29 protein-coding genes are annotated in these 23,265 nt (G+C 68.0%); 23 read left to right on the top strand and 6 right to left on the bottom strand.

Going from position 1 to position 23,265, the window contains the following annotated elements; all coding sequences use genetic code 11:
- Positions 1 to 17: 17 nt before the first annotated feature.
- From hda to QMX79_RS08270, 3 genes are read right to left on the bottom strand one after another with little or no spacing between them, the layout of a single operon-like run.
- Positions 18 to 728, bottom strand: coding sequence for a DnaA regulatory inactivator Hda (hda, locus tag QMX79_RS08280; protein ID WP_282246235.1), 711 nt, complete (start codon positions 726 to 728; stop codon positions 18 to 20).
- Positions 725 to 1,894 carry an AI-2E family transporter gene (locus QMX79_RS08275; protein WP_282246233.1) on the bottom strand — a complete coding sequence of 390 codons (1,170 nt, stop codon included), beginning with the start codon at positions 1,892 to 1,894 and terminating at the stop codon, positions 725 to 727. The genes hda and QMX79_RS08275 overlap by 4 nt, the downstream gene beginning before the upstream one ends.
- Positions 1,891 to 3,015: a DUF2066 domain-containing protein gene (locus QMX79_RS08270; RefSeq protein ID WP_282246231.1), complete on the bottom strand. Its 1,125-nt coding sequence runs from the start codon at positions 3,013 to 3,015 to the stop codon at positions 1,891 to 1,893. Before QMX79_RS08270 ends, QMX79_RS08275 begins: the two co-directional genes overlap by 4 nt.
- A gap of 138 nt (positions 3,016 to 3,153) precedes the next feature.
- Between QMX79_RS08270 and purM the strand changes: the two genes are divergently transcribed.
- The 7 genes from purM (at position 3,154) to QMX79_RS08235 (ending at position 7,954) form a co-directional block, all read left to right on the top strand.
- Positions 3,154 to 4,179 carry a phosphoribosylformylglycinamidine cyclo-ligase gene (purM, locus tag QMX79_RS08265; protein WP_282246267.1) on the top strand — a complete coding sequence of 342 codons (1,026 nt, stop codon included), beginning with the start codon at positions 3,154 to 3,156 and terminating at the stop codon, positions 4,177 to 4,179.
- 18 nt (positions 4,180 to 4,197) lie between these two features.
- A complete protein-coding gene (locus QMX79_RS08260) occupies positions 4,198 to 4,659 on the top strand; it encodes a hypothetical protein (RefSeq protein WP_282246229.1) in 462 nt (153 codons plus the stop codon).
- Between the two features lie 9 nt (positions 4,660 to 4,668).
- Positions 4,669 to 5,106, top strand: a complete 438-nt coding sequence (locus QMX79_RS08255) for a hypothetical protein (protein WP_282246227.1) — start codon at positions 4,669 to 4,671, stop codon at positions 5,104 to 5,106.
- Positions 5,107 to 5,153: 47 nt separating this feature from the next.
- Entirely contained in the window at positions 5,154 to 5,765 is a 612-nt protein-coding gene (locus QMX79_RS08250; protein WP_282246265.1) for a DUF2238 domain-containing protein, read from the top strand.
- Positions 5,762 to 6,421, top strand: a complete 660-nt coding sequence (gene purN, locus QMX79_RS08245) for a phosphoribosylglycinamide formyltransferase (RefSeq protein ID WP_282246225.1) — start codon at positions 5,762 to 5,764, stop codon at positions 6,419 to 6,421. Before QMX79_RS08250 ends, purN begins: the two co-directional genes overlap by 4 nt.
- A gap of 67 nt (positions 6,422 to 6,488) precedes the next feature.
- Positions 6,489 to 7,268, top strand: coding sequence for a DUF3108 domain-containing protein (locus QMX79_RS08240; RefSeq protein WP_282246224.1), 780 nt, complete (start codon positions 6,489 to 6,491; stop codon positions 7,266 to 7,268).
- Positions 7,269 to 7,270: 2 nt separating this feature from the next.
- Entirely contained in the window at positions 7,271 to 7,954 is a 684-nt protein-coding gene (locus QMX79_RS08235; RefSeq protein WP_282246222.1) for a DUF3108 domain-containing protein, read from the top strand.
- A gap of 121 nt (positions 7,955 to 8,075) precedes the next feature.
- On the opposite strand, the gene QMX79_RS08230 is transcribed toward QMX79_RS08235, so the two are convergent.
- The 3 genes from QMX79_RS08230 to QMX79_RS08220 are packed head-to-tail and all read right to left on the bottom strand — an operon-like array spanning position 8,076 to position 9,945.
- Positions 8,076 to 8,387 (bottom strand): hypothetical protein, encoded by a 312-nt coding sequence (locus QMX79_RS08230; protein WP_068849825.1) that lies wholly within the window; start codon positions 8,385 to 8,387, stop codon positions 8,076 to 8,078.
- Complete coding sequence (murA, locus tag QMX79_RS08225; protein WP_282246220.1) at positions 8,384 to 9,655, bottom strand: UDP-N-acetylglucosamine 1-carboxyvinyltransferase; 1,272 nt, start codon at positions 9,653 to 9,655, stop codon at positions 8,384 to 8,386. The genes QMX79_RS08230 and murA overlap by 4 nt, the downstream gene beginning before the upstream one ends.
- A gap of 56 nt (positions 9,656 to 9,711) precedes the next feature.
- The gene (locus QMX79_RS08220; RefSeq protein ID WP_282246218.1) at positions 9,712 to 9,945 is read right to left on the bottom strand and encodes a BolA family protein; all 234 of its coding nucleotides are present in this window, start codon (positions 9,943 to 9,945) and stop codon (positions 9,712 to 9,714) included.
- 53 nt (positions 9,946 to 9,998) lie between these two features.
- On the opposite strand from QMX79_RS08220, the gene QMX79_RS08215 reads away from it, so the two are divergent.
- The 16 genes from QMX79_RS08215 to QMX79_RS08140 all read left to right on the top strand — a co-directional run bounded on the left by QMX79_RS08215 (position 9,999) and on the right by QMX79_RS08140 (position 22,842).
- Entirely contained in the window at positions 9,999 to 11,000 is a 1,002-nt protein-coding gene (locus QMX79_RS08215; RefSeq protein WP_282246216.1) for a KpsF/GutQ family sugar-phosphate isomerase, read from the top strand.
- A gap of 41 nt (positions 11,001 to 11,041) precedes the next feature.
- The gene (locus QMX79_RS08210) at positions 11,042 to 11,590 is read left to right on the top strand and encodes an HAD hydrolase family protein (RefSeq protein ID WP_282246214.1); all 549 of its coding nucleotides are present in this window, start codon (positions 11,042 to 11,044) and stop codon (positions 11,588 to 11,590) included.
- On the top strand, positions 11,587 to 12,147 hold the full coding sequence (gene lptC, locus QMX79_RS08205) for an LPS export ABC transporter periplasmic protein LptC (RefSeq protein ID WP_282246212.1): 561 nt from the start codon (positions 11,587 to 11,589) through the stop codon (positions 12,145 to 12,147). Before QMX79_RS08210 ends, lptC begins: the two co-directional genes overlap by 4 nt.
- A 65-nt stretch (positions 12,148 to 12,212) precedes the next feature.
- On the top strand, positions 12,213 to 12,779 hold the full coding sequence (gene lptA / locus QMX79_RS08200) for a lipopolysaccharide transport periplasmic protein LptA (RefSeq protein WP_282246211.1): 567 nt from the start codon (positions 12,213 to 12,215) through the stop codon (positions 12,777 to 12,779).
- Positions 12,779 to 13,498, top strand: coding sequence for an LPS export ABC transporter ATP-binding protein (lptB, locus tag QMX79_RS08195; protein ID WP_282246209.1), 720 nt, complete (start codon positions 12,779 to 12,781; stop codon positions 13,496 to 13,498). Before lptA ends, lptB begins: the two co-directional genes overlap by 1 nt.
- 41 nt (positions 13,499 to 13,539) lie before the next feature.
- Positions 13,540 to 14,985 (top strand): RNA polymerase factor sigma-54, encoded by a 1,446-nt coding sequence (locus QMX79_RS08190; protein WP_282246207.1) that lies wholly within the window; start codon positions 13,540 to 13,542, stop codon positions 14,983 to 14,985.
- Positions 14,986 to 15,042: 57 nt separating this feature from the next.
- Complete coding sequence (gene raiA / locus QMX79_RS08185; RefSeq protein WP_282246205.1) at positions 15,043 to 15,366, top strand: ribosome-associated translation inhibitor RaiA; 324 nt, start codon at positions 15,043 to 15,045, stop codon at positions 15,364 to 15,366.
- A 20-nt stretch (positions 15,367 to 15,386) separates the two neighbouring features.
- A complete protein-coding gene (locus QMX79_RS08180; RefSeq protein WP_282246203.1) occupies positions 15,387 to 15,839 on the top strand; it encodes a PTS sugar transporter subunit IIA in 453 nt (150 codons plus the stop codon).
- Positions 15,836 to 16,786 (top strand): HPr(Ser) kinase/phosphatase, encoded by a 951-nt coding sequence (hprK, locus tag QMX79_RS08175; RefSeq protein ID WP_068849794.1) that lies wholly within the window; start codon positions 15,836 to 15,838, stop codon positions 16,784 to 16,786. Before QMX79_RS08180 ends, hprK begins: the two co-directional genes overlap by 4 nt.
- Positions 16,783 to 17,670 (top strand): RNase adapter RapZ, encoded by an 888-nt coding sequence (rapZ, locus tag QMX79_RS08170; protein WP_282246200.1) that lies wholly within the window; start codon positions 16,783 to 16,785, stop codon positions 17,668 to 17,670. Before hprK ends, rapZ begins: the two co-directional genes overlap by 4 nt.
- 88 nt (positions 17,671 to 17,758) lie before the next feature.
- Complete coding sequence (locus QMX79_RS08165; protein WP_068849788.1) at positions 17,759 to 18,151, top strand: PTS fructose IIA subunit family protein; 393 nt, start codon at positions 17,759 to 17,761, stop codon at positions 18,149 to 18,151.
- Positions 18,144 to 18,413 carry an HPr family phosphocarrier protein gene (locus QMX79_RS08160; protein WP_282246197.1) on the top strand — a complete coding sequence of 90 codons (270 nt, stop codon included), beginning with the start codon at positions 18,144 to 18,146 and terminating at the stop codon, positions 18,411 to 18,413. The genes QMX79_RS08165 and QMX79_RS08160 overlap by 8 nt, the downstream gene beginning before the upstream one ends.
- Before the next feature lie 2 nt (positions 18,414 to 18,415).
- Positions 18,416 to 20,185 (top strand): phosphoenolpyruvate--protein phosphotransferase, encoded by a 1,770-nt coding sequence (ptsP, locus tag QMX79_RS08155; RefSeq protein ID WP_282246195.1) that lies wholly within the window; start codon positions 18,416 to 18,418, stop codon positions 20,183 to 20,185.
- Between the two features lie 147 nt (positions 20,186 to 20,332).
- Positions 20,333 to 21,694, top strand: a complete 1,362-nt coding sequence (gene mgtE, locus QMX79_RS08150) for a magnesium transporter (protein WP_068849782.1) — start codon at positions 20,333 to 20,335, stop codon at positions 21,692 to 21,694.
- Positions 21,695 to 21,707: 13 nt separating this feature from the next.
- Positions 21,708 to 21,974: a hypothetical protein gene (locus QMX79_RS08145; RefSeq protein WP_282246184.1), complete on the top strand. Its 267-nt coding sequence runs from the start codon at positions 21,708 to 21,710 to the stop codon at positions 21,972 to 21,974.
- A 67-nt stretch (positions 21,975 to 22,041) separates the two neighbouring features.
- Positions 22,042 to 22,842: a prolyl oligopeptidase family serine peptidase gene (locus QMX79_RS08140; protein ID WP_282246182.1), complete on the top strand. Its 801-nt coding sequence runs from the start codon at positions 22,042 to 22,044 to the stop codon at positions 22,840 to 22,842.
- Positions 22,843 to 23,265: the final 423 nt, after the last annotated feature.

The following is a 23,265-nucleotide window of genomic DNA, read 5'->3' as shown; positions in this document are numbered from 1 at the left end:
CCACGCCCTGCGTGGCTTTACAACCGGTGAGAACCCTCTTCCACCACCTGCCGCAGAAACGGCACGGTAATGCGCCGCTGCGCGGCCAGCGACTCCCGGTCCAGCCAGTCCAGCAGGCTCACCAGGCTGCCCAGCTCGCGCCCGGTGCGGGTCAACAACCACTCAATAGCGGCCTCATCAATCGACAACCCCCGCCGCGCCGCGCGCTCACGCAGCACGGCCGCGCGGCCTTCATCATCCAACGGCTGCAGCACCACGCGCACGCACTGCTGCAGGCGCGAGCGCAGGTCCGGCAGCACCAGGCCCAGCTGGTCCGGCGCGTGCTGCGCGGTGTACATCAAGGTGATGCCCGCACTGCGCGCGCGGTTGTGGAAATCGAACAACGCTACTTCGTCATCGCGGTTGCCGGCCACTGCATCCAGCCCATCCAGCGCCACCAGGTCGCGGCCTTCCAGCGATTCCAGCGCAGCGCGGGTGCGCCCCACCACCGCCTTCAGCGGCAGGTAGGTCGGCTGCCGCCCGGCCTGTTCGGCCAGCGAGCACATCGCCAGCGCCTGGTGGGTCTTGCCGGTGCCGGCCGCTCCTTCCAGGTACACCCAGTGCTGGTCCTCACCCACGGCGATGGCGCGCAGCTGCGCCAGCGCACCATCCGGCGCGCCGATGAAGGTTTCCAGCCGCTCGTCCTGCGGGTAGCGCAGGGCAAGCGGCAGCTGCGGCACTACGCTCACTTCAGGTCCGGGCCCTTCGGTGCATCGACGATCAGGGTCGGCTTGTCGATGTACGAATCCAGCACGATCGCGGTCTTCTCGCCGGCATACAGTTCGCTCTCGCGGTAGCGCAGGTGCGCATAGCGCAGCAGCACATTGCTGACCGCCGCCACCGGCAGCGCCAGCAGCATGCCCAGGAAGCCGAACAGCTGGCCACCGGCCATCACCGCGAAGATCACCGCCACCGGGTGCAGGCCGATCTTGTCGCCGACGATGCGCGGGGTGAGTACGTAGCTTTCCAGCAGCTGGCCCACGGTGAACACCACGCCGACCAGGAGCAGCAGCTTCAGGTCGAAGCCCTGTGCCTGCACCAGCGCGGCCAGCACCGCCAGGACGATGCCGGTGGTGGCGCCCAGGTACGGAATGAAGCTGATCAGGCCGGCGATCAGGCCGATCAACAGACCCAGCTTCAGGCCCACCAGCGACAGGCCGATGGCGTAGATCAGGCCCAGCGCGACCATCACCAGGAACTGGCCGCGGATGAACGCGCCCAGCACTTCGTTGGATTCACGCGCCAGCTTGGTGATGGTGCCCACGTGGTTGCGCGGGATGGTCGAGGCGACGCGCTCGACCAGCTTGTCCCAGTCGCGCAGGAAGTAGAACGCCAGGATCGGCAGCAACAGGATGTTGACCACCCAGGTCACCATCGCAAAGCCAGAGCGCGAGACGTAGCCGAAGAAGGTCTTGGCGAAGCCGCCGGCCTGTTCCCAATGGCTGCGCACCCAGTCGATCAGGCGGTCCGGCTCCAGCCACGGCATGATTTCCATGCCGGTCTTTTGCTCGAACCACGGAATGCCCTTCTCCATCAGCCACTGCTGGGCCTGCGGAATGGCCGCGATCAGGGTGGAAATCTGGCGTTCGATCATCGGCACCAGGATCAGCAGCGCGGCGGTGATCACCAGCACCATCGCCACGAACACCAGCACCACGCCGGTGTTGCGCGAGCGGCCGTTGGCCTCTATCCGGTCCACCAGCGGGTCGCCCAGCCAGGCCAGCGCCAGGGCGAGCACGAACGGGGTCAGGATCGGAGCCAGCAGCCACACCACCCAACCCACCGCCAGCGCGAACAGGATGTACTTGATGCGGCGCAGGAACTGCGCGATTTCGGCTTCCGGGGTGAGGATCATCGCAGGCGGTACTCGTTGCTGGCGGGCGGCGGCGGGGTGCCGGGCGCGGCATCCTCGTCGATCGGCACCGGCAGCGGGGCCAGCGGCACGATCACCCCGTTGTCGCCCAGCATGCGGTTCAGCCCGGCCAGGCCGGCCGTCATCTCCAGCGACAGCTCCAGGCGGTTGCCCGAGGCGCGCAGCGGGGTGATGTTGCGCACCACCGGGTTCTCGCGCAGGCCGGCGGCCAGGCGCATGTAGTCCTCGGCGCTGTCGATCCCGATCACGGCGATGGTGTAGGTGCCGGCCGCGCCGGTGGCCGCACCGGCCTTGGCGTAGCGCTTGACCAGCGCGTCAGCCGCGCCGTCGGCGCCGCTGGACATCGCACGGCGGGCATCGCTGTCCTTGACCGTCCACTTGTTCAGCTCCTTGCCGCCATCCACGAACACCCAGTCGGCCACCCAGCCGCCGGTGGCATCACGGTAGAGCTTGCCGACCAGCTGCATCGGCGGGGCATAGCGCGAGGAGGCACGGGCCACGGCGGCGGTGTCCTGGCGCCAGATCGAGCCGACCACGGCCTGCTCGGCGGCACTGCCGGTGGGCAGGCCGAGCTTGAAGCCGCGCTCGATGGCCCGGTTCAGCAACGGGCGGGCCGCATTGGCCTGCTGCACGGTGACCAACCGCGGGCCGGTCCCGTCATCGATGGCCAGCCAGACCACCGGCTTGGGCCGCGGCTGCGGCCACAGCGGCAGGCCCAGCGCCGAAATCAGGCCGTCCACGTCGTCCTGGCGGAACCGGGCCACCAGCATGGTGCGGTAGCTGGGGGCGCCGCTGGCCGAGGTGCTCTGGTCCTGGCGGTAGTCATAGCTGGCCACGTAGTTCTTCGCATCGCGCAGGGCCTGCATCACGCCCGGGCGGGACAGCACGCTGCGGTCGCCCGACAGCTTGGTCAGCACGTTGCCCAGCGCGCGGGCCAGGGCCCCGTTGCGGTCGGACTCGCCCTGGCTGTTGACCGGCACTTCGGCCTCGTAGGCCCCGCTGGCCGTGGCCACGTCGCCTTCGGTACGCAGGCCGCTCTGGGCCATCGTGGCCACCGGCAGGCACAGCGCGAGGAACATCATTACAAAGAGGCTGCGGCGCATCAGGACTTCCATTGAGCGTATCCGGGGGGAATTGTTGCCCGAATAGGGCCTGCGCGCCAACGTGGCCTGTTAAAATCCCGCTTTCACCCCAGCGCAGCGCCGACGCCCGTGACCAATTCCCCGTCCAACCCCTCCCCCCTGACCTACCGCGACGCCGGCGTCGACATCGACGCGGGCAATGAACTGGTCGAGCGCATCAAACCGCTGGTGAAGCGCAGCTTCCGGCCCGAGGTGATGGGTGGCCTGGGTGGGTTCGGGGCCCTGTTCGACCTGTCCAGCAAGTACCGCGAGCCGGTGCTGGTGTCGGGTACGGACGGCGTTGGCACGAAGCTGAAGCTGGCACAACAGCTGGGCCGCCACGACACGATCGGCATCGACCTGGTCGCCATGTGCGTGAACGACGTGCTGGTGCAGGGCGCCGAGCCGCTGTTCTTCCTGGACTATTTCGCCACCGGCAAGCTGGACATCGACACCGCCGCGGCGGTCGTGGGCGGCATCGCCAACGGCTGCACCGAGGCCGGCTGCGCACTGATCGGCGGCGAAACCGCTGAAATGCCCGACATGTACGCCCCGGGCGAGTACGACCTGGCTGGCTTCACCGTGGCCGGCGTGGAAAAGAGCGAGCTGAAGGACGGCGCCAGCGTCGCTGAAGGCGACGTGCTGATCGGCATCGCCTCTTCCGGCCCGCATTCCAACGGCTATTCGCTGGTCCGCCGCATCTACGACCGCGCCGGCCGCCCGGCCGACCTGGAGCTGGAAGGCGGAGTCAAGCTGGTCGATGCGCTGATGGCGCCGACCCGCCTGTACGTGAAGCCGATCCTGGCCCTGCTCAAGAGCCACGGCGCGGCCATCCATGGCATGGCCCACATCACCGGTGGCGGCCTGACCGAGAACATCATCCGCGTGGTGCCCGAGGGCCTGGGCCTGGACATCGATGCCTCGTCCTGGACCCTGCCGCCGGTGTTCCAGTGGCTGCAGCGCGAAGGCGCGCTGGCCGACAGCGAAATGTGGCGCACCTTCAACTGCGGCATCGGCTTCGTGCTGATCGTCGCCGCGGACCAGGTGGCCAGCGTGACCGCCGCCGTCGAGGCCCAGGGCCTGGCGCAGTGGACCATCGGCAAGGTCACCGCGGCCGACGGCACCGAACGCGTGCGGATCGGCTGACCCGCCAAGGAGACCTGCATGGACGCACCGCTCCCTCCCGCCCCTGCGCTGTCACTGGAAGACGCCTCGCACCTGAGGCTGCTGTCGATCTTCCATTACGTCGTGGCCGGTTTGACCGCGCTCTTCTCGCTGTTCCCGCTGATCCATGTGGGAATTGGCGTCGCTACCCTGATGGGTGCGATGCCCATGGAGAGCAACGGCGGGCCAGCATCGCCCGCCGAGACCCGGCTGTTCGGCTGGATGTTCATCGGTATCGGATCGTTCGTGATCCTGTGCGGGCTGACCCTGGCCGGCTTCATGGCGTACGCGGGGCGCTGCCTGGCCCGCCAGCGTCGGCATACGCTGTGCCTGGTGGTGGCCGCGCTGTCGTGCATGTGCATGCCGCTGGGCACGGTGCTGGGGGTGTTCACCCTGATCGTGCTGCTGCGACCGGCGGTCAAGGCCGCATTCGACGCCCCCAGCCCCACCCACTACTCCTGAGGTTCACCGATGTCTTCCACGCCCCCGCCGCTGGACTTTCCGCGCGGCTGGACACCGCATCAGGTCGCCTCGCACCTGCATACGCTGAAGATCCTGTTCTACATCCTGGGCGTGCTGGAACTGCTGTTGGTGCCGATCCTGGTGCTGGGTGCCGCCGGTGGCTACATCAGCGAAAGCAACAGCGCCAATCCCAACGCCCAACCGGCCCTGCTGGCGGCGATCATGGTCGGGGCCGGCGCGATCTTCGCCGGGCTGGGCACCTTGAACATCCTCGGCGCGCGGCGCATGGCCGAGCGTCGTTCGCACAAGCTGTGCAAGATCGCCGCCGGTGCGGCTTGCCTGGCCGGCGCGCTCGGCATCGCGCTGGGCGTGTACGCCCTGATCGTGCTGTTGCGCCCGGAAGTGGTGGCCAGCTTCAGCGCTTCAGACGGTACGGTCGCGGCATGAGCGACGGCAGCGCCCTGCCCGTGTCTGGCCTGGCCCGTGCGCAGCGCATGGCGCCGGCCAAGAAGGTCGCGTTCGCCTGCGTGCTCGCGGTATTCGTACTGACCTGGATCCAGCCCCTGTGGCCGCTCGAACAAGGGCTGCACAGCAGCCTCACCGTGATCGGGCTGGTTGCCTTGTGGTGGGTGGACCGGCGCTGGACGCTGGGCAGCGGCGCGTTCGCGGCCATCTGCGGCTTCATCGCCATCCACTGCATCGCCGCGCGCTGGCTGTATTCCAACGTTCCGTATGACGCATGGCTGCAGGCGGCGGTGCACTGGTCGCCGAACGCGGCCTTTGGCTGGGAGCGCAACCACTTCGACCGCCTGATCCACCTGCTGTACGGCGTCTGCTTCACCCCGGCGCTGACCCAGCTGGCGCGGCATGCCTGGCCGGCACTGCGTATCGGCCAGGCCTTCGCGCTGGCGGTGATGGCGGTGATGTGTTCGAGCCTGGTCTATGAATGGTTTGAATGGGGCATCGCCCTGTTGTTGTCGCCCGAAGCGGCCGAGTCGTACAACGGCCAGCAGGGCGATATGTGGGATGCCCATGCAGACATGCTGCTGGCGACGGTAGGCGCGCTGCTGACCTGGCCCCTGCTCAAGCGGAACGTACTGAAATGACTTCACCCAGCCGCATCGCGGTGCTGGCCTCCGGCCGTGGCAGCAACCTGCAGGCGATCGTCGATGCGATCGCCGCCGGCACGCTCGACGCCGAGGTGGTGGCGGTGCTGTCGGACAAGCCCGACGCCTCGGCCCTGCAGAAGGTCGCACCCGGGCAGCGCTGGGCGCGCTCGCCCAAGGACTTCACCGACCGCGCCGCGTTCGATGCCGCGCTTGGCGATGCGCTTGCAGCCTTCGCCCCGGACTGGGTGGTCTGCGCCGGTTACATGCGCATCCTGGGCGAAGCCTTCGTGCAGCGTTTTGCCGGCCGGCTGGTCAACATCCATCCGTCGCTGCTGCCGCTTTACAAGGGGCTGCACACCCACGCCCGCGCGCTGGAGGCCGGCGACGCCGAAGCCGGGGCCAGCGTGCACTTCGTGGTGCCCGAACTGGATGCGGGCACGGTACTGGCCCAGGCGCGGGTGCCGGTCCTGCCCGGCGACAGCCCCGAACAGCTGGCCCAGCGCGTGCTGGCAGTGGAGCACCCGCTGCTGATCGCCAGCCTGCAGTGGCTGGTGGGCGGCCGCGTAACTGAACGCGACGGTCAGCTGGAGGTTGACGGCCACCCCCTGTTCAGTCCCCTGCGCCTAGATTGCGCCGGACAGCTGACCCCCTGACTGCGGCGCACACGCGCCGCTGACCCGGGCGCTGGCATCCTCCCCCTTCCCCCGCTTCCGCGCGCGCATGAAAACGACTCTGTCCAAACCGCTGGTGCTGCTCGCCTCCCTGCTGTGCACGGTGGCGATCGCGCAGGCGCAGGAACCCGCCCCGCCGGAACTGCCGGTGCTGCCGCCGCCCAGTAGCTGGGAGGCACCGCCGCTGGAGCCGTTCACCGCCACCTACCAGGCCCTGTACAAGGGCAAGGAAGCCGGCGATGCGACCATGCGCGTCACCCATACCGGGGGCGACCAGTGGCGCGTGGACATGCAGGTGGTGGGCCGGCGCGGCTTTGCCAGCGTGCTGGGCCTGAACATTGAACAGAGCACCGTGTTCGAGAAACACGGCGCCACCTACGTGCCGCTGAGCCAGGCGACCGTGCGCAAGGGCCTGTTCCTGGGCAAGAAGGTCACCGGTACCTACGACTGGAAGGCCGGTACCGCACAGTGGGTGGGCGACCTGAAAAAGGAGCGCACCCAGCCGGTTCCGCTGCAGCCGGGCGACCAGAGCGCGCTGCTGCTGAATCTTGCGATCATGCGCGATGCGCGCCCGGGCGGGCAGATGCATTACCGTTATGCGGATATGGGCCGGGTGCGCCAGCATGACTACCAGGCCGCACCGGACACCGAAAACGTCCAGGTGGGCGAGCTTTCCTACAACGCGCTGCGGGTGTATCGCACCAACGGCGGCAACGATGAAACCATCCTCTGGATCGCCAACGGGGTTCCCACCCCGGTGCGCATCCTGCAACGCGAAGACGGTCAGGATCGGATCGACCTGCGCCTGATCGAATACCAAGGAGTTTGAGCATGAGCATTCCGACCCGCCCGCTGACCTGGATCGCCGCCGGCGCCCTGGCCGTCATCAGCCTGCCGGCGATGGCGATGGAGCCGTTCACCGCGCAGTACCAGGCCAACTACATGGGTGTGCAGGCCCCGGGCACCATGACCCTGGCCAAGGCCGACGGCAACACGTGGAAGTACAGCCTGGACGTGCGCAGCCCGATGGCCACGCTCAGCCAGAACACCGTGTTCGAAGAAGCCAACGGTCGCCTGCGCCCGCTCAGCAGCAAGGACAGCTCGGTGCTGCTGGTGAAGAAGCGCAACGTGCAGGCCAATTACGACTGGACCAAGAACCAGGCGACCTGGACCGGCGACATCAAGCCCGAGCGGGCCGGCCCGGTGGCGCTCAAGGCCGGCGACATGGATGCCCTGCTGATCAACCTGGCCATCGCCCGTGACCTGGCCGCCGGCAAGCCGCTGACCTACCGCATGGTCGACGAAGGCCGGGTCAAGCCGATGACCTACAAAGTGGTGGGCAAGGAACAGGTCAACGTGGGCGGCAAGGCCTACGACGCCACCAAGGTCGCGCGCGTGGACGGCAACAAGGAACTGATTGCCTGGGTGGTCAAGGACTTCCCGGTGCCGGCGCGGCTGCTGCAGCGCGAAGGTGGCAAGGACGCGCTGGACCTGACCATCAAGTCGTTCAAGTGATTCCACGGGTACCGACCAACGGTCGGTAACTACCGATGGCATCGATACATGCCGGTGGCATCGGAGGTAGGTATCGACCGTTGGTCGATACGAAAAAAAAGCCCGCGACTGCGGGCTTTTTTTATTTCGCGGGCGTTTCGGCCTGGAACACCGTCTTGCAGTCCACGCGGATCTGCTCGCCGGTCTTGCGCCAGTAGAACGAACGGCAATGGCGGTTGCCTTCCACCGTCGTGGTCACGCCCACGGCGTAGAACGCCTGCAGCACCTCGGTGCGGCTGACCGTGCCATCGCCGTTCCAGTCCATGTCCTGCTGTTCCAGCCCCTGGGTAATGGCGATGTCGGCATACCAGGCGTAGCCCAGCCAGCCCAGCACCACCAGCACCAGGATCAGCAGCGCCTTGCGGCGGCGGGTGAACTGGCCGCGCAGGATCATGCGACGCGCCGGATCGTTGCGCCTAGCGACGACAGCTTCTCTTCGATGTTCTCGTAGCCGCGGTCCAGGTGGTAGATGCGGTCGATGGTGGTATCACCTTCGGCCATCAGCCCGGCCAGGATCAGCGAGGCCGACGCGCGCAGGTCGGTGGCCATCACCGGCGCGCCGCTCAGCTGTTCCGAACCGCGCACGATCGCGGTGTGGCCTTCGACCTGGATGTCCGCGCCCAGGCGCAGCAGTTCGTTGACGTGCATGAAACGGTTCTCGAAGATCGTTTCATTGATCACGCCCACGCCGTCGGCCACGCAGTTGAGCGCCATGAACTGCGCCTGCATGTCGGTGGGGAACGCCGGGTACACCGCGGTGGTCAGGTTGACCGCGCGCGGGCGCTTGCCCTGCATGTCCAGGGTGATGCTGTCGTCGGTGGTGTCGATCTTCGCACCGGCTTCGACCAGCTTGGCCAGCACCGCATCCATCGTGTTCGGGCGGGCACGGTTGACCGTGACCTTGCCGCCGGTCATCGCCGCGGCCACCAGGAAGGTGCCGGTTTCGATGCGGTCGGGCAGCACTTCATGGCGGCCGCCGGACAGGCGCTCGACGCCCTCGATCACCAGCCGGGCGGTGCCCAGGCCTTCGATCTTCGCGCCCAGCGCGATCAGGCAGTGCGCCAGGTCGGTGACTTCCGGCTCCATCGCGGCGTTGTCCAGCACCGTGGTGCCTTCGGCCAGCACGGCGGCCATCAGCACGTTCTCGGTGCCGGTCACGCTCACCATGTCGAAGGTGAAGTGCGCGCCCTTCAGGCGCTTGGCGTGGGCCTTGATGAAGCCGTTCTCGACCACGATCTCCGCACCCAGCGCCTGCAGGCCCTTGATGTGCTGGTCGACCGGGCGCGAACCGATCGCGCAGCCGCCGGGCAGCGACACTTCGGCCGCACCGAAGCGGGCCAGCAGCGGGCCCAGCACCAGGATCGAGGCGCGCATGGTGCGCACCAGCTCATACGGGGCCACATGCTGGTTGACCGGGCGCGGGTCGACCACGATCGCGCTGCCGCGCGACAGCGTGCCCTGGTCGATGGTGACCTTGGCACCCAGCTCGCTGAGCAGCTTCACCGTGGTCACCACGTCGTGCAGGTGCGGCACGTTGGTGATTTCCACCTGTGCATCGGCCAGCAGGGTGGCGCACAGGATGGGGAGGACGGCGTTCTTGGCGCCGGAAATGTTCACTTCACCGTGCAGCGGCTTGCCGCCGGTCACTACGATCTTGGCCATGGAATCCGGGAAATAAGGAGAAAAAGGTGTTCGGTAGAAGCCGACCGTTGGTCGGCTTACCGACTGGCTTCGGCCTGGGTAACGGTCTTCAGCGCCAGCGCATGGATCGCCCCGCCCATCAGATCGCCCAGGGTGGCATAGACCATCCGGTGGCGCGCCAGCGGCATTTTGCCGGCAAAGGCGTCGGAAACCACGGTGGCCTCGAAATGCACGCCGTCATCGCCCTGCACGTCCGCGCGGGCGCCCGGCAGGCCGTCTTCGATCAATTTGCGGATGGTCTCGGCGTCCAACGGGCTTTCCTAATAAAATGTGCGCTCATTCTACTCTTCCGCGTGGCGCCCGCATGGCTGTATCGCCCCTGCCCCCCTCATCCGCCGACCCGGCCGCGCTGGTTGCCAGCGGCCGGCGCGTGTTCGAGATCGAGCGCGATGCCCTTGCGGCAGTAGCCGAACGCCTGGGCGACGGGTTCAGCCAGGCCTGCCAGCTGGTGCTGGAAAGCCGCGGCCGGGTGGTCGCCACCGGCATGGGCAAGTCCGGCCATGTGGCCCGCAAGATCGCCGCCACGCTGGCCTCCACCGGCACCCCGGCGTTCTATGTGCACCCCGGTGAAGCCGGCCACGGCGACCTGGGCATGATTACCGAGGCAGACGTGGTGCTGGCCCTGTCCTATTCGGGCGAATCCGATGAAGTACTCATGCTGCTGCCGGTGCTCAAGCGCCAGGGCAACCGGCTGATCGCCATGACCGGCCGCCCCGGCTCCTCGCTGGCGCTGGCCGCCGACGTGCACCTGGACGTGAGCGTGCCGGCCGAAGCCTGCCCGCTGGCCCTGGCCCCGACCTCCAGCACCACCGCCTCGCTGGCGATGGGCGATGCGCTGGCGGTGGCCCTGCTGGACGCGCGCGGCTTCACCGCCGACGACTTCGCCCGCTCGCACCCGGCCGGCAGCCTGGGCCGGCGCCTGCTGCTGCACATCACCGATGTCATGCACAGCGGCGACGAGCTGCCCCAGGTAGGCGAGAACGCCAGCCTGAGCGAGGCGCTGGTGGAAATGAGCCGCAAGCGGCTGGGCATGACCGCCGTGGTCGATGGCGACCAGCGTCTGGTGGGCCTGTTCACCGACGGCGACCTGCGCCGCGCCCTGGACAGCGACCTGGACGTGCGCAGCGCGCGCATTGTCGATGTGATGACCCGCACCCCGCGTACCATCGGCGCCGACCAGTTGGCCGTGGAAGCGGCCAGGGTCATGGAAACCCAGCAGATCAACGGCCTGATCGTGGTCGATGGCGAGGGCCGCGCGGTTGGCGCCCTCAACATTCATGACCTGTTGCGGGCCCGGGTGGTTTAAACCACAGTGACACTCCTCCATTCAGCTGACCTGCGCTCCTGATGCCCTACTCCCCGCTGCCCGGTTTCCCGTCCCACCTGCATGCCGTTGCCGGCCGTATCCGGCTGGCCTGTTTCGACGTGGACGGCACACTCACCGACGGTCGGCTCTACTACGACCGTGATGGCAACGAGAGCAAGGCGTATTACGTGCAGGACGGACTTGGCCTGAAACTGCTGCAGCAGCACGGCATCCACCCCGTGCTGATCACCGCGCGCAACAGCCTGTCGGCGCAGAAGCGTGGCGCGGACCTGGGCATCGACACCCAGATCGCGGTCGGCGACAAGCTGGCCAGCGTGCGCGCCCTGTGCGAACAGCACGGTATCGGCCTGGACCAGGTGGCCTTCATGGGCGATGACCTGCCCGACCTGGCCCCCCTGTGCGCGGTCGGGCTGGCGGTGGCGCCGGCCAACGCCCACCCCTGGATCGCCGAGCGCGTGCACTGGCAGACCCGCGCCGATGGCGGCCGGGGCGCCGCCCGCGAGCTGTGCGACGTGCTGCTGGCCGCGCAGGGCCACGTGGACGCGGTGCTGGCGAGGTTCGGCGCATGAGCTGGCGGACCGGACTGGGTGCCCTGCTGCTGGTCGCCGCGCTGCTGAGCGGCTGGTCGCTGCTGCGCGACCGCGACAAGGCGCCGCTCGCGGTGGGCGACGATGCCAGCAAGGATTACGTGCTGCACGATTTCCAGATCATCGCGCTGGACGAAGAGGGCCATGAGTCGACCACGTTGCGCGCGCCGCTGCTTGAGCGCACCCGCAGCGACGAAACCATGACCATCCAGACCCCGCTGTTCCTGCTGCCCGACCGCGACGGCAACCACTGGGAACTGCGCAGCGACACCGGCTGGGTCAGCGCCACCGGCGACAAGCTGCGCCTGACCGGCAACGTCAGTGGCGACAGCCCGCGCGTGCCGACCATCCCGCCCACCACTTTCCGCACCGAGCAGCTGGACGTGTTCCCCAAGGAAAACCGGGCCACGTCGGACGGGCTGGTGACCCTGACCCGACCGGGCATGGTCCAGTCCGGCGTCGGCTTTGCACTCAATTCCAGCGACAAGACCTACCAGTTCCTGAGCCAGGTCAAGACGCGTTACACGCCCCGTCAATGATCCGCAGCGATACTCCCACCACGGCATTGACCGTTCCCCCGAATCCGGCAGGAAAGCCCCACGTCATGAAGATTCTCTACGCCGCTGTTTTCGCCCTCAGCCTGATGGCTCCCGCCGTCGCCGTGCAGGCGAAGAGCTCGGACCGCGACCAGGAAATGACCATCGAGTCCGGTGCGCAGTCCGGGTCGTTCCTCGGCGATGGCGTCATCAAGCTGTCCAACAACGTGGTCATCACCCAGGGCACCCTGGAGATCCGCGCCGCCCAGGCCGACGTCCACATGAAGGACGGCGAAGCGGTGCGCGCGATTTTCACCGGCAAGCAGGCCACGCTGAAGCAGCAGCTGGATGACGGCACCTGGATGAATGCCCGCGCCGACAAGATCGACTACGACATCAAGGGCGAGATCATCACCCTGACCGGCAACTACAAGGTCGAAAGCGCGCAGGGCACCAACAGCGGCCAGCACATGATCTACAACACCCGGACCGGTGAGATGAACAGCGGCGGCGGCGGCGACAAGGGCCGCGTGCGCACCGTCATCCCGCCCAAGAACAAGGGTGCCGCCCCGGCCGCCAAGCCGGCGGCTGCCCCGGCCAAGGCCACCGTCCCCACCGCTGGGAGCAAGAAGTAATGCTCGTCGCCAAAGGCCTGCGCAAGCGCTACAAGCAGCGCGAAGTAGTCAAGGAATTCGGCTTGACCCTGGATGCCGGTGAAGTGGTCGGCCTGCTCGGCCCCAACGGCGCCGGCAAGACCACCTGCTTCTACATGATCGTCGGCCTGGTCGAGGCCGACGCCGGCAGCATCGTGCTGGACGGCAAGGACATCACCGCCGACCCCATGTACACCCGCGCCAAGCAGGGCGTGGGCTACCTGCCGCAGGAACCGTCGGTGTTCCGCAAGCTGACCGTGGCCGACAACCTGCGCCTGGTGCTGGAGCTGCGCGAGGACCTGGACAAGGCCGGCCGCGAGAAGGAGCTGAATTCGCTGCTGGACGAGCTGCAGATCAACCACGTGGCCGACCAGCTGGGCGCCAGCCTGTCCGGCGGCGAGCGCCGCCGCTGCGAAATCGCCCGTGCGCTGGCCGCCAAGCCGCGTCTGATCCTGCTCGACGAGCCGTTCGCCGGCGTCGACCCGATCTCGGTCGGCGAGATCCAGCGCATCGTCACCCACCTCAAGCAGCGTGGCATCGGGGTACTGATCACCGACCACAATGTGCGCGAAACCTTGGGAATCTGCGACCGCGCGTATATCCTCAACGAAGGCAGCGTGCTGGCGCAGGGGGCACCAGACGCGATCCTGGAAAACGCAGACGTCCGCCGCGTGTACCTTGGAGAGACCTTCAAGCTCTGACCGCCGGCCGCTGCAGCGCCTTCCCTCCGTTCGGCACAGGCATGAAAGCACGGCTGCAGACATCGCTGGGACAACAACTGGTCATGACGCCGCAGCTGCGTCAGGCCATCAAGCTGTTGCAGATGTCCAGCGCCGAACTGGAGCTGGAAATCGCCGAGGCGGTGGAAACCAACCCGCTGCTGGACTGGGCCGAAAACGCCGAACCCACCCTGGATGCCGCGCCGGACAGCGATGAGCGGCCGCCAGAAGTAGCCGAACGCGACAATGGCGGCGACAGCGATGCCGTGCCTTCCGGGGCTGATGACTGGTCGCCCGGCGAAGGCGACTGGAGCAGCGGCAGCAGCGGCGGTTCATTCGACGATGACGACAACGGCAGCGCCGCTGAGCGCGTGGCCGAGACCGAAAGCCTGGCCGACCACCTGCTCTGGCAGCTGCACCTGTCGCACCTGTCGCGGCGCGACCGCAGCATCGGCGCCGCGCTGATCGACGCGTTCGAGGACGACGGCTACCTGCGCGAGCCGCTGTCGGCCATCGCCGAAACCCTGCTCCCGGCCATTCATGCCGATGAAGCCGAGATCCTCACCGTCCTGCACCAGATCCAGCGCTTCGACCCGATCGGGGTCGGCGCGCGCAGCCTGGGCGAATGCCTGCAGCTGCAGCTGGACGTGCTGGACCCGCAGACCCCCGGCCTGGCCCTGGCCCGGCGCATTGCCGACGGCCCGCTGGAGCGCCTGCCGCGCAGCGGCGTGGCCGGCATTGCCCATGAACTGCGCGAGCCGGTGGAGGCGGTGGACACCGCCGTGCAGCTGCTGCGCTCGCTGGACCCGCGCCCGGGCACGCAGATCGGCGAGCTGGCCCACGACAGCTACGTGGTGCCCGACTGCGTGGTCTGGCGCCAGAACGGCAGCTGGCGGGCCGCCCTGGCCGGCCATGCCGGGCCCAAGGTGGTCATCCACCGCGGCTATGAACAGATGATCCGCCGCTGTGGCGAAAGCGACGCCGGCTACCTGCGCACCCACCTGCAGGAGGCGCGCTGGCTGCTCAAGGGGCTGGAGGCGCGCGGCGAGACCCTGCTGCGGGTCATGCGCTGCCTGCTGCAGCAGCAGGCCGCCTTCCTGGAATTCGGTGCCCAGGCCCTGCGCCCGCTGACCCTGCGCGAGGTGGCCGGGGAGCTGGGCCTGCACGAATCGACCATTTCCCGGGCCATTGCCCGCAAGTACGTGCGCACCCCGCGCGGGACCCTGGCGCTGCGCGCCTTCTTCGCCTCGGGGATCGATACCGACAGCGGCGGCGAGGCCTCCAGCACCGCCATCCAGGCCATGATCCGGCGCCTGATCGACGACGAGAACCCGCGCAAGCCGCTTTCTGACGCCAAGCTGGCTGACCTGCTCAAGACCTCCGGAATACCGGTGGCGCGCCGCACCGTGGCGAAGTATCGTGAGGCCATGAACATTTCCGCCTCGCACGAACGAGTACGCATCGCCTGACGCTCCACCGCGCCGGGCGGGAAGGTTCATTGGCACATCCGAAGAGGAGAAGCACCGATGGAAATTCAGACGTATGGCAACAACGTGGAAGTCACCCCTGCCCTGCAGAGCTATGTGAACGAGAAGGTTGGCCGGGTTGGCAAACACTTCGACCAGCACTGCCAGATCCGGGTGACGCTCAAGCTGGACAAGACCCAGCATCACGTGGACGCCGACGTGACCCTCGCCGGAAAAGCGCTGCATGCCAAGGCCGACGGCCAGACCATGTATGCCGCCATCGACATCCTGGCCGACAAGCTCGACCAGCTGGTGATCAAGCACAAGGAGAAAAAGCACCTGCATGCCCCGGTTCCGGCTCCGTTGGGTGACAATGGCGTCTGACGCCCCCGCTCCCCCTTTCCATGCCTTTGACTGATCTACTGGCGGCCGTGCGCACCCAGGTGCTGCCGGCCGCCGATCGCGACAGTGTGCTGAAGGCAGCCGCCCGGCTGCTGGCCTGCCGCGAAGCCAATGCCGAGCTGCTCTACACGAACCTGCGCGAGCGCGAGACCCTAGGCAGCACCGCCATCGGCCACGGCATCGCCATCCCCCACGGCCGCGCGCCGCTGCTGGAACGCCCCCGCGGGGCGCTGCTGCGGCTGGAGACCCCGGTGGACTTCGGCGGCGATGAACCGGTGGACCTGGTATTCGCCATCGCCGTGCCCAGCCACTACACCCATCAACACCTGATGCTGCTGTCCGAGCTGGCCGAGCTGTTTTCCGAGCCGGCCATCCGCCAGGCGCTGCGCGAAGCGCGCGATGCGGCGGCCCTGCGCCAGGTCATCGAATTCCCCCCGCCGGCGAGCGCCGCATGAATACCAGCATCACCGCGCGTGAACTGTTCGAACAGCAGCGTGACCGCCTGAGCCTGCGCTGGGTGGCCGGGCAGAAGGGCGAGCGGCGCGAGCTGGAGGCCGGCAACACCGTCTCGCGGCGCCCGTCGCTGGCCGGCTACCTCAACGCCATCTACCCCAACAAGGTGCAGATCCTGGGCACCGAAGAGCTGTCCTGGCTGGATTCGCTGGATTCGCGCCAGCGCTGGGAAACCATCGAGCGCATCATGCAGTCGCACCCGCTGGCGCTGGTGATCACCCGCAACCAGCCCTGCCCGGAAGACCTGCGCGCGGCCGCCGATGAATCGCAGACCCCGCTGTGGATCTCGCCCAAGCGCGGCCACGAACTGCTCAACCACCTGTCCTACCACCTGGCCCGGACCCTGGCGCCCCGGGTGATCCTGCATGGCGTGTTCATGGAGATCTACTCCATCGGCGTGCTGATCACCGGCGAAGCCGGTTCGGGCAAGAGCGAGCTGGCGCTGGAGCTGCTCAGCCGCGGCCACCGCCTGGTGGCCGACGACGCCCCCGAATTCACCCAGATCGCCCCGGACGTGCTCGACGGCACCTGCCCCGAACTGCTGCAGGACCTGCTGGAAGTGCGCGGGCTGGGCGTGCTCAACGTGCGCGAGATGTTCGGTGACACGGCGGTAAAGAAGAACAAGTACCTTCGGCTCATCGTGCACCTGACCAAGCCCATGACCGAGCCCACCCCCCATGGTTACGAGCGCCTGACCGGCGATTCGGGCACCCGCCACGTGCTGGACCTGGACGTGCCGCTGATCACCCTGCCGGTGATGCCCGGGCGCAACCTGTCGGTGCTGACCGAGGCGGCCACCCGGCTGCACATCCTGCGCACCAAGGGCATCGACCCGGCCGCGATGTTCATCGCCCGCCACAGCAACCTGCTGGAACGCCGTACCCCATGAACGCCGCTGCCGAACCCACCGCCGCCACCCTGATCATCGTCAGCGGGCTGTCCGGCTCCGGCAAGACCGTGGCGCTCAAGACCTTCGAAGACCTCGACTACTACTGCTCGGACAACCTGCCGATCAACCTGCTGCCGGACTTCGTGCGCAGCCTGCTGGCCGGGCACGATGCCGACGCCCCGCGCCGCCTGGCGGTGGGCATCGACGTGCGCGGCCAGAGCGACCTGAGCCAGCTCTCGCACTGGCGCGAAGAGGCCAAGGCGGCCGGGCTGGACGCGCAGCTGCTGTTCTTCGATGCCACCGATGAAGCCCTGCTCAAGCGCTACGCCGACACCCGCCGCCGCCACCCGCTGAGCCAGCTGGGCCTGTCGCTGCCCGAAGCGATCGCACGCGAGCGCGAGCTGACCGCCCCGCTGCGCCGCGCCGCCGACGCGGTGATCGACACCACCACCCTCAACGTGCACCAGCTGCGCCGCAAGGTGGTGACCGAGTTCGCGCTGAGCCACGGCAACAAGCTCTCGCTGCTGTTCGAATCGTTTGCCTACAAGCGTGGCGTGCCGGCCGAGGCCGACTTCGTGTTCGACGCCCGGGTGCTGCCCAACCCGCACTGGAACCCCGAGCTGCGCCCGATGTCGGGCCGCGAAGCACCGGTCCGCGAGTACCTGGACACCCAGCCGGACGTGCAGAAGTACGTGGACCAGCTGATCGATTTCCTCGATACCTGGCTGCCCCGCCTGGGCAATGACACCCGCAGCTACGTCACCGTGGCCTTCGGCTGCACCGGCGGCAAGCACCGTTCGGTTTACCTGGCCGAACGCCTGGCCCGCCACGCGCGCGACCAGGGCTGGCCGGAAGTGGCTACGTTCCATCGCGAACTGGATTGAGCCTGCCAAAGCATCAAAGCCAACGGACCAACGGTCCGTTGCTACCGTGGTGTATCCCCAATTCATGTTGGGATGTTAACGTTCGGCAATGACCTGTGGCATTCTCCTTGTAACGCATCCCGGCGTCGGCACGTCCCTGCTGGACGTGGCGACCCGACTCCTGCGGCACCTGCCGCTGAAGACCGAAGCTTTCGAAGTACCGTTCGACGCAGACATGGATGCCCTGCTCCCGCTCGCCTCGGCCGCCCTGCGGCGCGTGGACAGCGGTGAGGGCGTTTTGATCCTGACCGACCTGTATGGCGCCAGCCCGAGCAATCTGGCAGCGCAGCTGGCCCGCCTGGGCACCCCGGCACGCCGGGTCTCGGCGCTGAGCCTGCCGATGTTGTTGCGAGTGATGAATTATCCGGAACAGGGACTGGATCAACTGCCCGCCACTGCGGCGGCGGGCACTCGCAATGGAGCGATTGTCGACGATGCTTGAACGTGAACTCACCGTATCCAACCGCCTGGGCCTGCATGCCCGCGCCACTGCAAAGCTGGTGCAGGTGCTGGCCCCCTTCCGCTGCAACGTGACCATGATTGCGCGCGGCCGCGAGATCAACGCCAAGAGCATCATGGGCGTGATGCTGCTGGCCGCCGGCCAGGGCACCCCGGTCACCGTGCGCATCGATGGCGAGGACGAGGCCGCCGCCATGGAAGCCGTGGTGGGCCTGTTCGAGCGACGCTTCGACGAGGACAGCTGAGCATGCCGGGGCCACCGTCGCGACCGGGTTCCAGCACGCCGGCACGGACTGCGTCCGGCGCCCTGCTGCTGGCCGGCCACGGGGCCTCGCGCGGCAATGCACTCGGCCGTGCCCGGGTGCGCCTGCCGCATGCACTGGAAGTGGCCGAGCAGCGCATCGCCCCGGCCCAGGTGGCAGCCGAACTGCAGCGCCTGCACCTGGCCGTGGACGCCGCCCGCGCCGAAATGCACGACCTGCGCCAGCGCCTGCAGGGCGCACTGAACCAGGAAGCCGGCGAATTCCTCGACCTGCATGCGCTGCTGCTTGACGACCCCGAACTGCTGTTTGGCCTGGATGAGCTGATCCGCAGCGGCCCGTACAGCGCCGGCTATGCGCTGCGCGTGCAGCGCGACCGCCTGGCCAAAGTCTTCGATGGCATGGACGATGCCTACCTGAAGAGCCGCATGGACGACCTGGACCATGTGATCGGGCGCATCCATGCCTTCCTGCAGAAGCGCCCGCCGGACGTGAAGGGGCTGGCCGGGGAAATCCTGGTCTGCGACAACATCGCGCCCTCCGAGCTGGCCCAGCTGCAGGCGCACGGCGTGGTCGGCATCGTCACCGCCGCCGGCAGCGCGCTTTCGCACAGCGCGATCCTGGCGCGCAGCCTGCACCTGCCGTTGATCGTCAACGTTCCCAACCTGCTGCAGAAGATCTCCGACGGCGACGTGCTGGGCATCGACGGCAGCACTGGCCAGATCACCGTCAACCCGCTGCCGCCGGACCTGCGCGATTACCGCGCGCGCCTGCGCGACCAGGCCCGCGAACAGCGCGAGCTGGGCCGCCTGCGCAGCAAACCCAGCCGCACCCGCGATAACGTCGACATCGCCCTGCTGGCCAACGCCGAATCGCGCGAAGACGTCACCGAGGCGCATGCGCTGGGCGCGCACGGGCTGGGCCTGTACCGCACCGAATTCCTGTTCCTGCAGCGCGATGAGCTGCCCGACGAGCAGGAGCAGTTCGAAACCTACCGCGACGCCGCGCTCGGCATGAGCGGGCGGCCGGTGACCATCCGCACCCTGGACCTGGGCGCGGACAAGGCCGACCGCACCGGCCTGACGTTGAGCAACGAAGAGAATCCGGCGCTGGGCCTGCGTGGCGTGCGCCTGTCGCTGGCCCGGCCGAAGGTGGCCGATACCCAGCTGCGCGCGATCCTGCGTGCTTCGGCGTACGGCAAGCTGCGCATCCTGCTGCCGATGGTCAGCACCCGCGAGGAACTGCTGGCGGTGCGCCGCCGCCTGAACAAACAGGCCGAGCTGCTGCGCGCCGAGGGCCACGAAGTGGCCGAGCACATCCCGTTCGGGGCGATGATCGAAGTACCGGCCGCGGCGATCGCGCTGGAGAGCTTCATCGACCTGGTCGACTTCCTGTCGATCGGCACCAACGACCTGGTCCAGTACCTGCTCGCCGCCGACCGCAACAACGAAGCGGTGGGCGAGCTGTATTCGCCCCTGCACCCGGCGGTGCTGCGCCTGCTGGCGCACATCCTGCGCACCGGCCGCGAACACGACGTACCGGTGGCGGTATGCGGCGAGATCGCCGGCGACCCGCGCATGACCCGCATGCTGCTGGCGCTGGGCCTGACCGAGTTCAGCCTGCACCCCGGCACGCTGCTGGAGGTGCGCCGCGCGGTTCGCGACAGCGACCTCGCCGCGCTGCAGGCCGCCGCGCCAAAACTGCTGGCCGCGCGCGACCGGCGCGGCATCGAGCGTTGGATCGACACGAACCAATGAACTGCCTGGTAGGTCACGACCGTTGGTCGTGACGTGCTGACCTACCGGATTGTCATCCATCCAAGCGATAATGACGCGGTGACCACCCCCTCTGCCGCATCCTGTCTGGCATAGCGGCCTTTTTTCTTTCTGCCGCGGGAGCTGTGCATGGCCGAAGCCGTACGCCACGACAAGACGGCGCGCCAGTTGCGACTGTTGTCCGATGCACTGGACAGCGGGCGGCTGGGTCCGGTGCGCCGGCTGGTCAATACGCTGGCGCCGGCCGAGATCGGCAACCTGCTGGAATCGCTGCCGCCGGGCAAGCGCGAAGTGGTGTGGGGGCTGGTCGACCCGGAAGACGATGGCGAGGTGCTGGTCCACGTCGGTGAGGAAGTGCGCGAAAGCCTGCTGGCCGACATGGACCCGGACGAAATCATCGCCGCGGTCGAAGACCTGGACATCGATGACCTGGCCGACCTGGTCGAAGACCTGCCCGACACGGTCATCGACGAAGTGCTCAAGTCGATGGACCGCGAGAACCGCGAGCGGCTCGAGCAGGTGCTGTCCTATCCCGAGGACAGCGCCGGCCGCCTGATGAACCCGGACGTGGTGACCGTGCGCGCCGACGTCAACGTCGACGTGGTGCTGCGCTACCTGCGCCTGCGCGGCGAGCTGCCCGACCACACCGACCACCTGTTCGTGGTCAGCCGCCGCCACCAGTACCTGGGCCGGCTGTCGCTGGCCTCGCTGGTGACCCATGAGGACAGCACCCCGATCAACCGGCTGATCGACGACGAGCAGCCGGCCATCGACGTGGGCGAGAGCGCCGACGAAGTGGCCCGGCAGTTCTCCGACCATGACTGGGTGTCCGCGCCGGTGGTGGACGACAACAACATCCTGCTCGGCCGCATCACCATCGATGACGTGGTGGACATCATCCGTTCGCAGGCCGAGCACCAGGCCTTGGGCGCGGCCGGCCTGGACGAAGAGGAAGACCTGTTCTCGCCGATCAAGCGCGCCGTACGCGGCCGCGTGGTGTGGCTGGGCATCAACCTGTGCACCGCGTTCCTGGCGGCCACGGTGATCGGCCAGTTCGAGCTGACCCTGCAGAAGGTGGTGGCATTGGCGGTGCTGATGCCGATCGTGGCCGGCGTCGGCGGCAACGCGGCGGTGCAGGTGCTGACCCTGATGGTGCGCGGCATCGCGCTCGGCCAGGTCGGCCAGAGCAACGCGCGCATCCTGCTGTGGAAGGAATCGCGGGTGGCGCTGATCAACGGCACCCTGATCGGCACCGTGGTGGGCATCATCGCCTACCTGTGGTTCCACAGTTTCCTGCTGTCGCTGGTGATCACCCTGGCGTTGATCATCAACTTCTGTGCCGCGGCGCTGGCCGGCGTGCTGCTGCCGCTGCTGCTCAAGCGCATGAACGTGGACCCGGCCGTGGCCGGCACCGTGGTGGTCACCGCGGTCACCGACGTCATGGGCTTCTTCAGCTTCCTGGGCCTGGCCACCCTGATCCTGCTGCACTGACCGGTTTCCCGACATGGCCCTGACCCTCGACAACTACTTCGCTGCCGGCTGGCGCGACCAGAACCACACCTGCCCCGCCTGCGAATGGCAGGGCAGCGCGCGCCAGATGAGCATGGAGCTGCACGAAGACGAGGCCGAGTTCGACTGCCCGGTGTGCGAGAACCCGATCCTGCTGGTGCTGCACCCCAGCCTGGCCCAGGTGCAGGCCGCCGCCGCCGAGGGCCACCCCGAGGCGATCGAACAGCTGGAGATCCTGGCCTCGGTACCGCGCCCTGACTGATGCACTGCAAGATGCCCACCAGCGTTGTGCCGCCTAGACTGGAAACGATTCCAGTGAAGGACAGGCCATGGCACGGCGAGCGGGTGGTTGGTGGTGGGTGGTACTGGCGATGCTGGCGGTGAGCGGCGTCGCGTCGGCGCGTACATCGGACAGCGGGCAGTTCGTCAAACGCACGGTCACGGTGGACGGGCGCGAATCGCGCTACCAGGTGTTCGTGCCGCGCGATGCACAGGCCCAGCGGGGTTCACTGCCAGTGGTGTTGTTCCTGCACGGCTCGGGTGAGCGCGGCAGCGACGGCCGCCAGCAGACCCACGCCGGCGTGGGGCCGTACCTGCGTGGCCATGCGCGCGACTTCCCGGCGCTGGTGGTGTTGCCGCAGGCGCCGGACGAGCAGGAATGGTCGGGCGTCAACAACCGCATCGCGCTGGCCGCGCTGGATGCCACCCTCGCCGAGTTCGGCGCCGATCCCGCGCGCCAGTACCTGACCGGCATGTCGATGGGCGGCTACGGCAGCTGGAACATCGCGCTGGAGCACCCGGACCGGTTTGCCGCCATCGTGCCGGTGTGCGGCGCGGTGCTGGCGCCGCACGCGGTGCGGGCGTCATTGTTCGTGGAGTCCGTGGCAAACGAAGCCGACCCGTATGCCGCCATCGCAGAGCGCCTCAAGGCCACGCCGATCTGGATGTTCCATGGGGCACTGGATGATGTGGTGCTGCCCGAGGACGACAGAAAATTGAAGGCCGCGTTCGATGCCGCCGGCGCCCGCGACGTGCGCTACACCGAATACCCGCAGGGAAACCACAACGCTTGGGACGCGACGTACGCGGATCCCGCGATGTGGGAATGGCTGTTCGCGCAGAGGCGGTAGCGCCGGCCGTTGGCCGGCTGCCTTTCGGGCCGGGGTCATGGACGTCTGATGGGCGGCTTCGGATCGTGTAAACGCCGGACGGATGATCGGTGGCGGTAATGATGCCGCCTTCGGAGGCTTGGGCCGCGCTGCGCGCGGTGTCCGGCCAACGGCCGGGGCTACGAATTTTTACGGGCCCATTTGGGGTCAATCAACCGTGGGCTCCGGATCGTGTAAACGCCGGACGGATGATCGGTGGCGGTAATGATGCCGCCTTCGGATGCCTGGGCCGCGCTGCGCGCGGTTTCCGGCCAACGGCCGGGGCTACGAATTTCTACGGGCCCATTGGGATTGGGACCAATCAACCAAAGGGCCCCCGTCCGGTAGCGGCCGGCCGGGGGCCGGCCCCCCCGGGGGCGCGTCACCGCCTGACGGTTAAGGCCC

It is taken from the genome of Stenotrophomonas sp. PS02300, assembly GCF_029959395.1.
Taxonomy (GTDB): Bacteria; Pseudomonadota; Gammaproteobacteria; order Xanthomonadales; family Xanthomonadaceae; genus Stenotrophomonas; species Stenotrophomonas maltophilia_AD.
The sequence above is the reverse complement of the archived record's forward strand: the minus strand, read 5'-3'. Positions and strand labels throughout refer to the sequence as shown.

What these genes read in the sequence shown, in the direction of transcription:
- QMX79_RS08145 (WP_282246184.1), top strand. Translation starts at nt 21,708, where the DNA reads ATGGCCCTGACCCTCGACAACTACTTCGCTGCCGGCTGGCGCGACCAG.
- QMX79_RS08210 (WP_282246214.1), top strand. Translation starts at nt 11,042, where the DNA reads ATGCCCTACTCCCCGCTGCCCGGTTTCCCGTCCCACCTGCATGCCGTT.
- QMX79_RS08140 (WP_282246182.1), top strand. Translation starts at nt 22,042, where the DNA reads ATGGCACGGCGAGCGGGTGGTTGGTGGTGGGTGGTACTGGCGATGCTG.
- lptC (WP_282246212.1), top strand. Translation starts at nt 11,587, where the DNA reads ATGAGCTGGCGGACCGGACTGGGTGCCCTGCTGCTGGTCGCCGCGCTG.
- lptA (WP_282246211.1), top strand. Translation starts at nt 12,213, where the DNA reads ATGAAGATTCTCTACGCCGCTGTTTTCGCCCTCAGCCTGATGGCTCCC.
- raiA (WP_282246205.1), top strand. Translation starts at nt 15,043, where the DNA reads ATGGAAATTCAGACGTATGGCAACAACGTGGAAGTCACCCCTGCCCTG.
- QMX79_RS08215 (WP_282246216.1), top strand. Translation starts at nt 9,999, where the DNA reads ATGGCTGTATCGCCCCTGCCCCCCTCATCCGCCGACCCGGCCGCGCTG.
- QMX79_RS08190 (WP_282246207.1), top strand. Translation starts at nt 13,540, where the DNA reads ATGAAAGCACGGCTGCAGACATCGCTGGGACAACAACTGGTCATGACG.
- QMX79_RS08270 (WP_282246231.1), bottom strand. Translation starts at nt 3,015, where the DNA reads ATGCGCCGCAGCCTCTTTGTAATGATGTTCCTCGCGCTGTGCCTGCCG.
- QMX79_RS08250 (WP_282246265.1), top strand. Translation starts at nt 5,154, where the DNA reads ATGGCGCCGGCCAAGAAGGTCGCGTTCGCCTGCGTGCTCGCGGTATTC.
- rapZ (WP_282246200.1), top strand. Translation starts at nt 16,783, where the DNA reads ATGAACGCCGCTGCCGAACCCACCGCCGCCACCCTGATCATCGTCAGC.
- murA (WP_282246220.1), bottom strand. Translation starts at nt 9,655, where the DNA reads ATGGCCAAGATCGTAGTGACCGGCGGCAAGCCGCTGCACGGTGAAGTG.
- QMX79_RS08230 (WP_068849825.1), bottom strand. Translation starts at nt 8,387, where the DNA reads ATGATCCTGCGCGGCCAGTTCACCCGCCGCCGCAAGGCGCTGCTGATC.
- lptB (WP_282246209.1), top strand. Translation starts at nt 12,779, where the DNA reads ATGCTCGTCGCCAAAGGCCTGCGCAAGCGCTACAAGCAGCGCGAAGTA.
- QMX79_RS08235 (WP_282246222.1), top strand. Translation starts at nt 7,271, where the DNA reads ATGAGCATTCCGACCCGCCCGCTGACCTGGATCGCCGCCGGCGCCCTG.
- hprK (WP_068849794.1), top strand. Translation starts at nt 15,836, where the DNA reads ATGAATACCAGCATCACCGCGCGTGAACTGTTCGAACAGCAGCGTGAC.
- ptsP (WP_282246195.1), top strand. Translation starts at nt 18,416, where the DNA reads ATGCCGGGGCCACCGTCGCGACCGGGTTCCAGCACGCCGGCACGGACT.
- QMX79_RS08275 (WP_282246233.1), bottom strand. Translation starts at nt 1,894, where the DNA reads ATGATCCTCACCCCGGAAGCCGAAATCGCGCAGTTCCTGCGCCGCATC.
- QMX79_RS08160 (WP_282246197.1), top strand. Translation starts at nt 18,144, where the DNA reads ATGCTTGAACGTGAACTCACCGTATCCAACCGCCTGGGCCTGCATGCC.
- QMX79_RS08165 (WP_068849788.1), top strand. Translation starts at nt 17,759, where the DNA reads ATGACCTGTGGCATTCTCCTTGTAACGCATCCCGGCGTCGGCACGTCC.
- QMX79_RS08180 (WP_282246203.1), top strand. Translation starts at nt 15,387, where the DNA reads ATGCCTTTGACTGATCTACTGGCGGCCGTGCGCACCCAGGTGCTGCCG.
- mgtE (WP_068849782.1), top strand. Translation starts at nt 20,333, where the DNA reads ATGGCCGAAGCCGTACGCCACGACAAGACGGCGCGCCAGTTGCGACTG.
- QMX79_RS08260 (WP_282246229.1), top strand. Translation starts at nt 4,198, where the DNA reads ATGGACGCACCGCTCCCTCCCGCCCCTGCGCTGTCACTGGAAGACGCC.
- purN (WP_282246225.1), top strand. Translation starts at nt 5,762, where the DNA reads ATGACTTCACCCAGCCGCATCGCGGTGCTGGCCTCCGGCCGTGGCAGC.
- QMX79_RS08240 (WP_282246224.1), top strand. Translation starts at nt 6,489, where the DNA reads ATGAAAACGACTCTGTCCAAACCGCTGGTGCTGCTCGCCTCCCTGCTG.
- QMX79_RS08255 (WP_282246227.1), top strand. Translation starts at nt 4,669, where the DNA reads ATGTCTTCCACGCCCCCGCCGCTGGACTTTCCGCGCGGCTGGACACCG.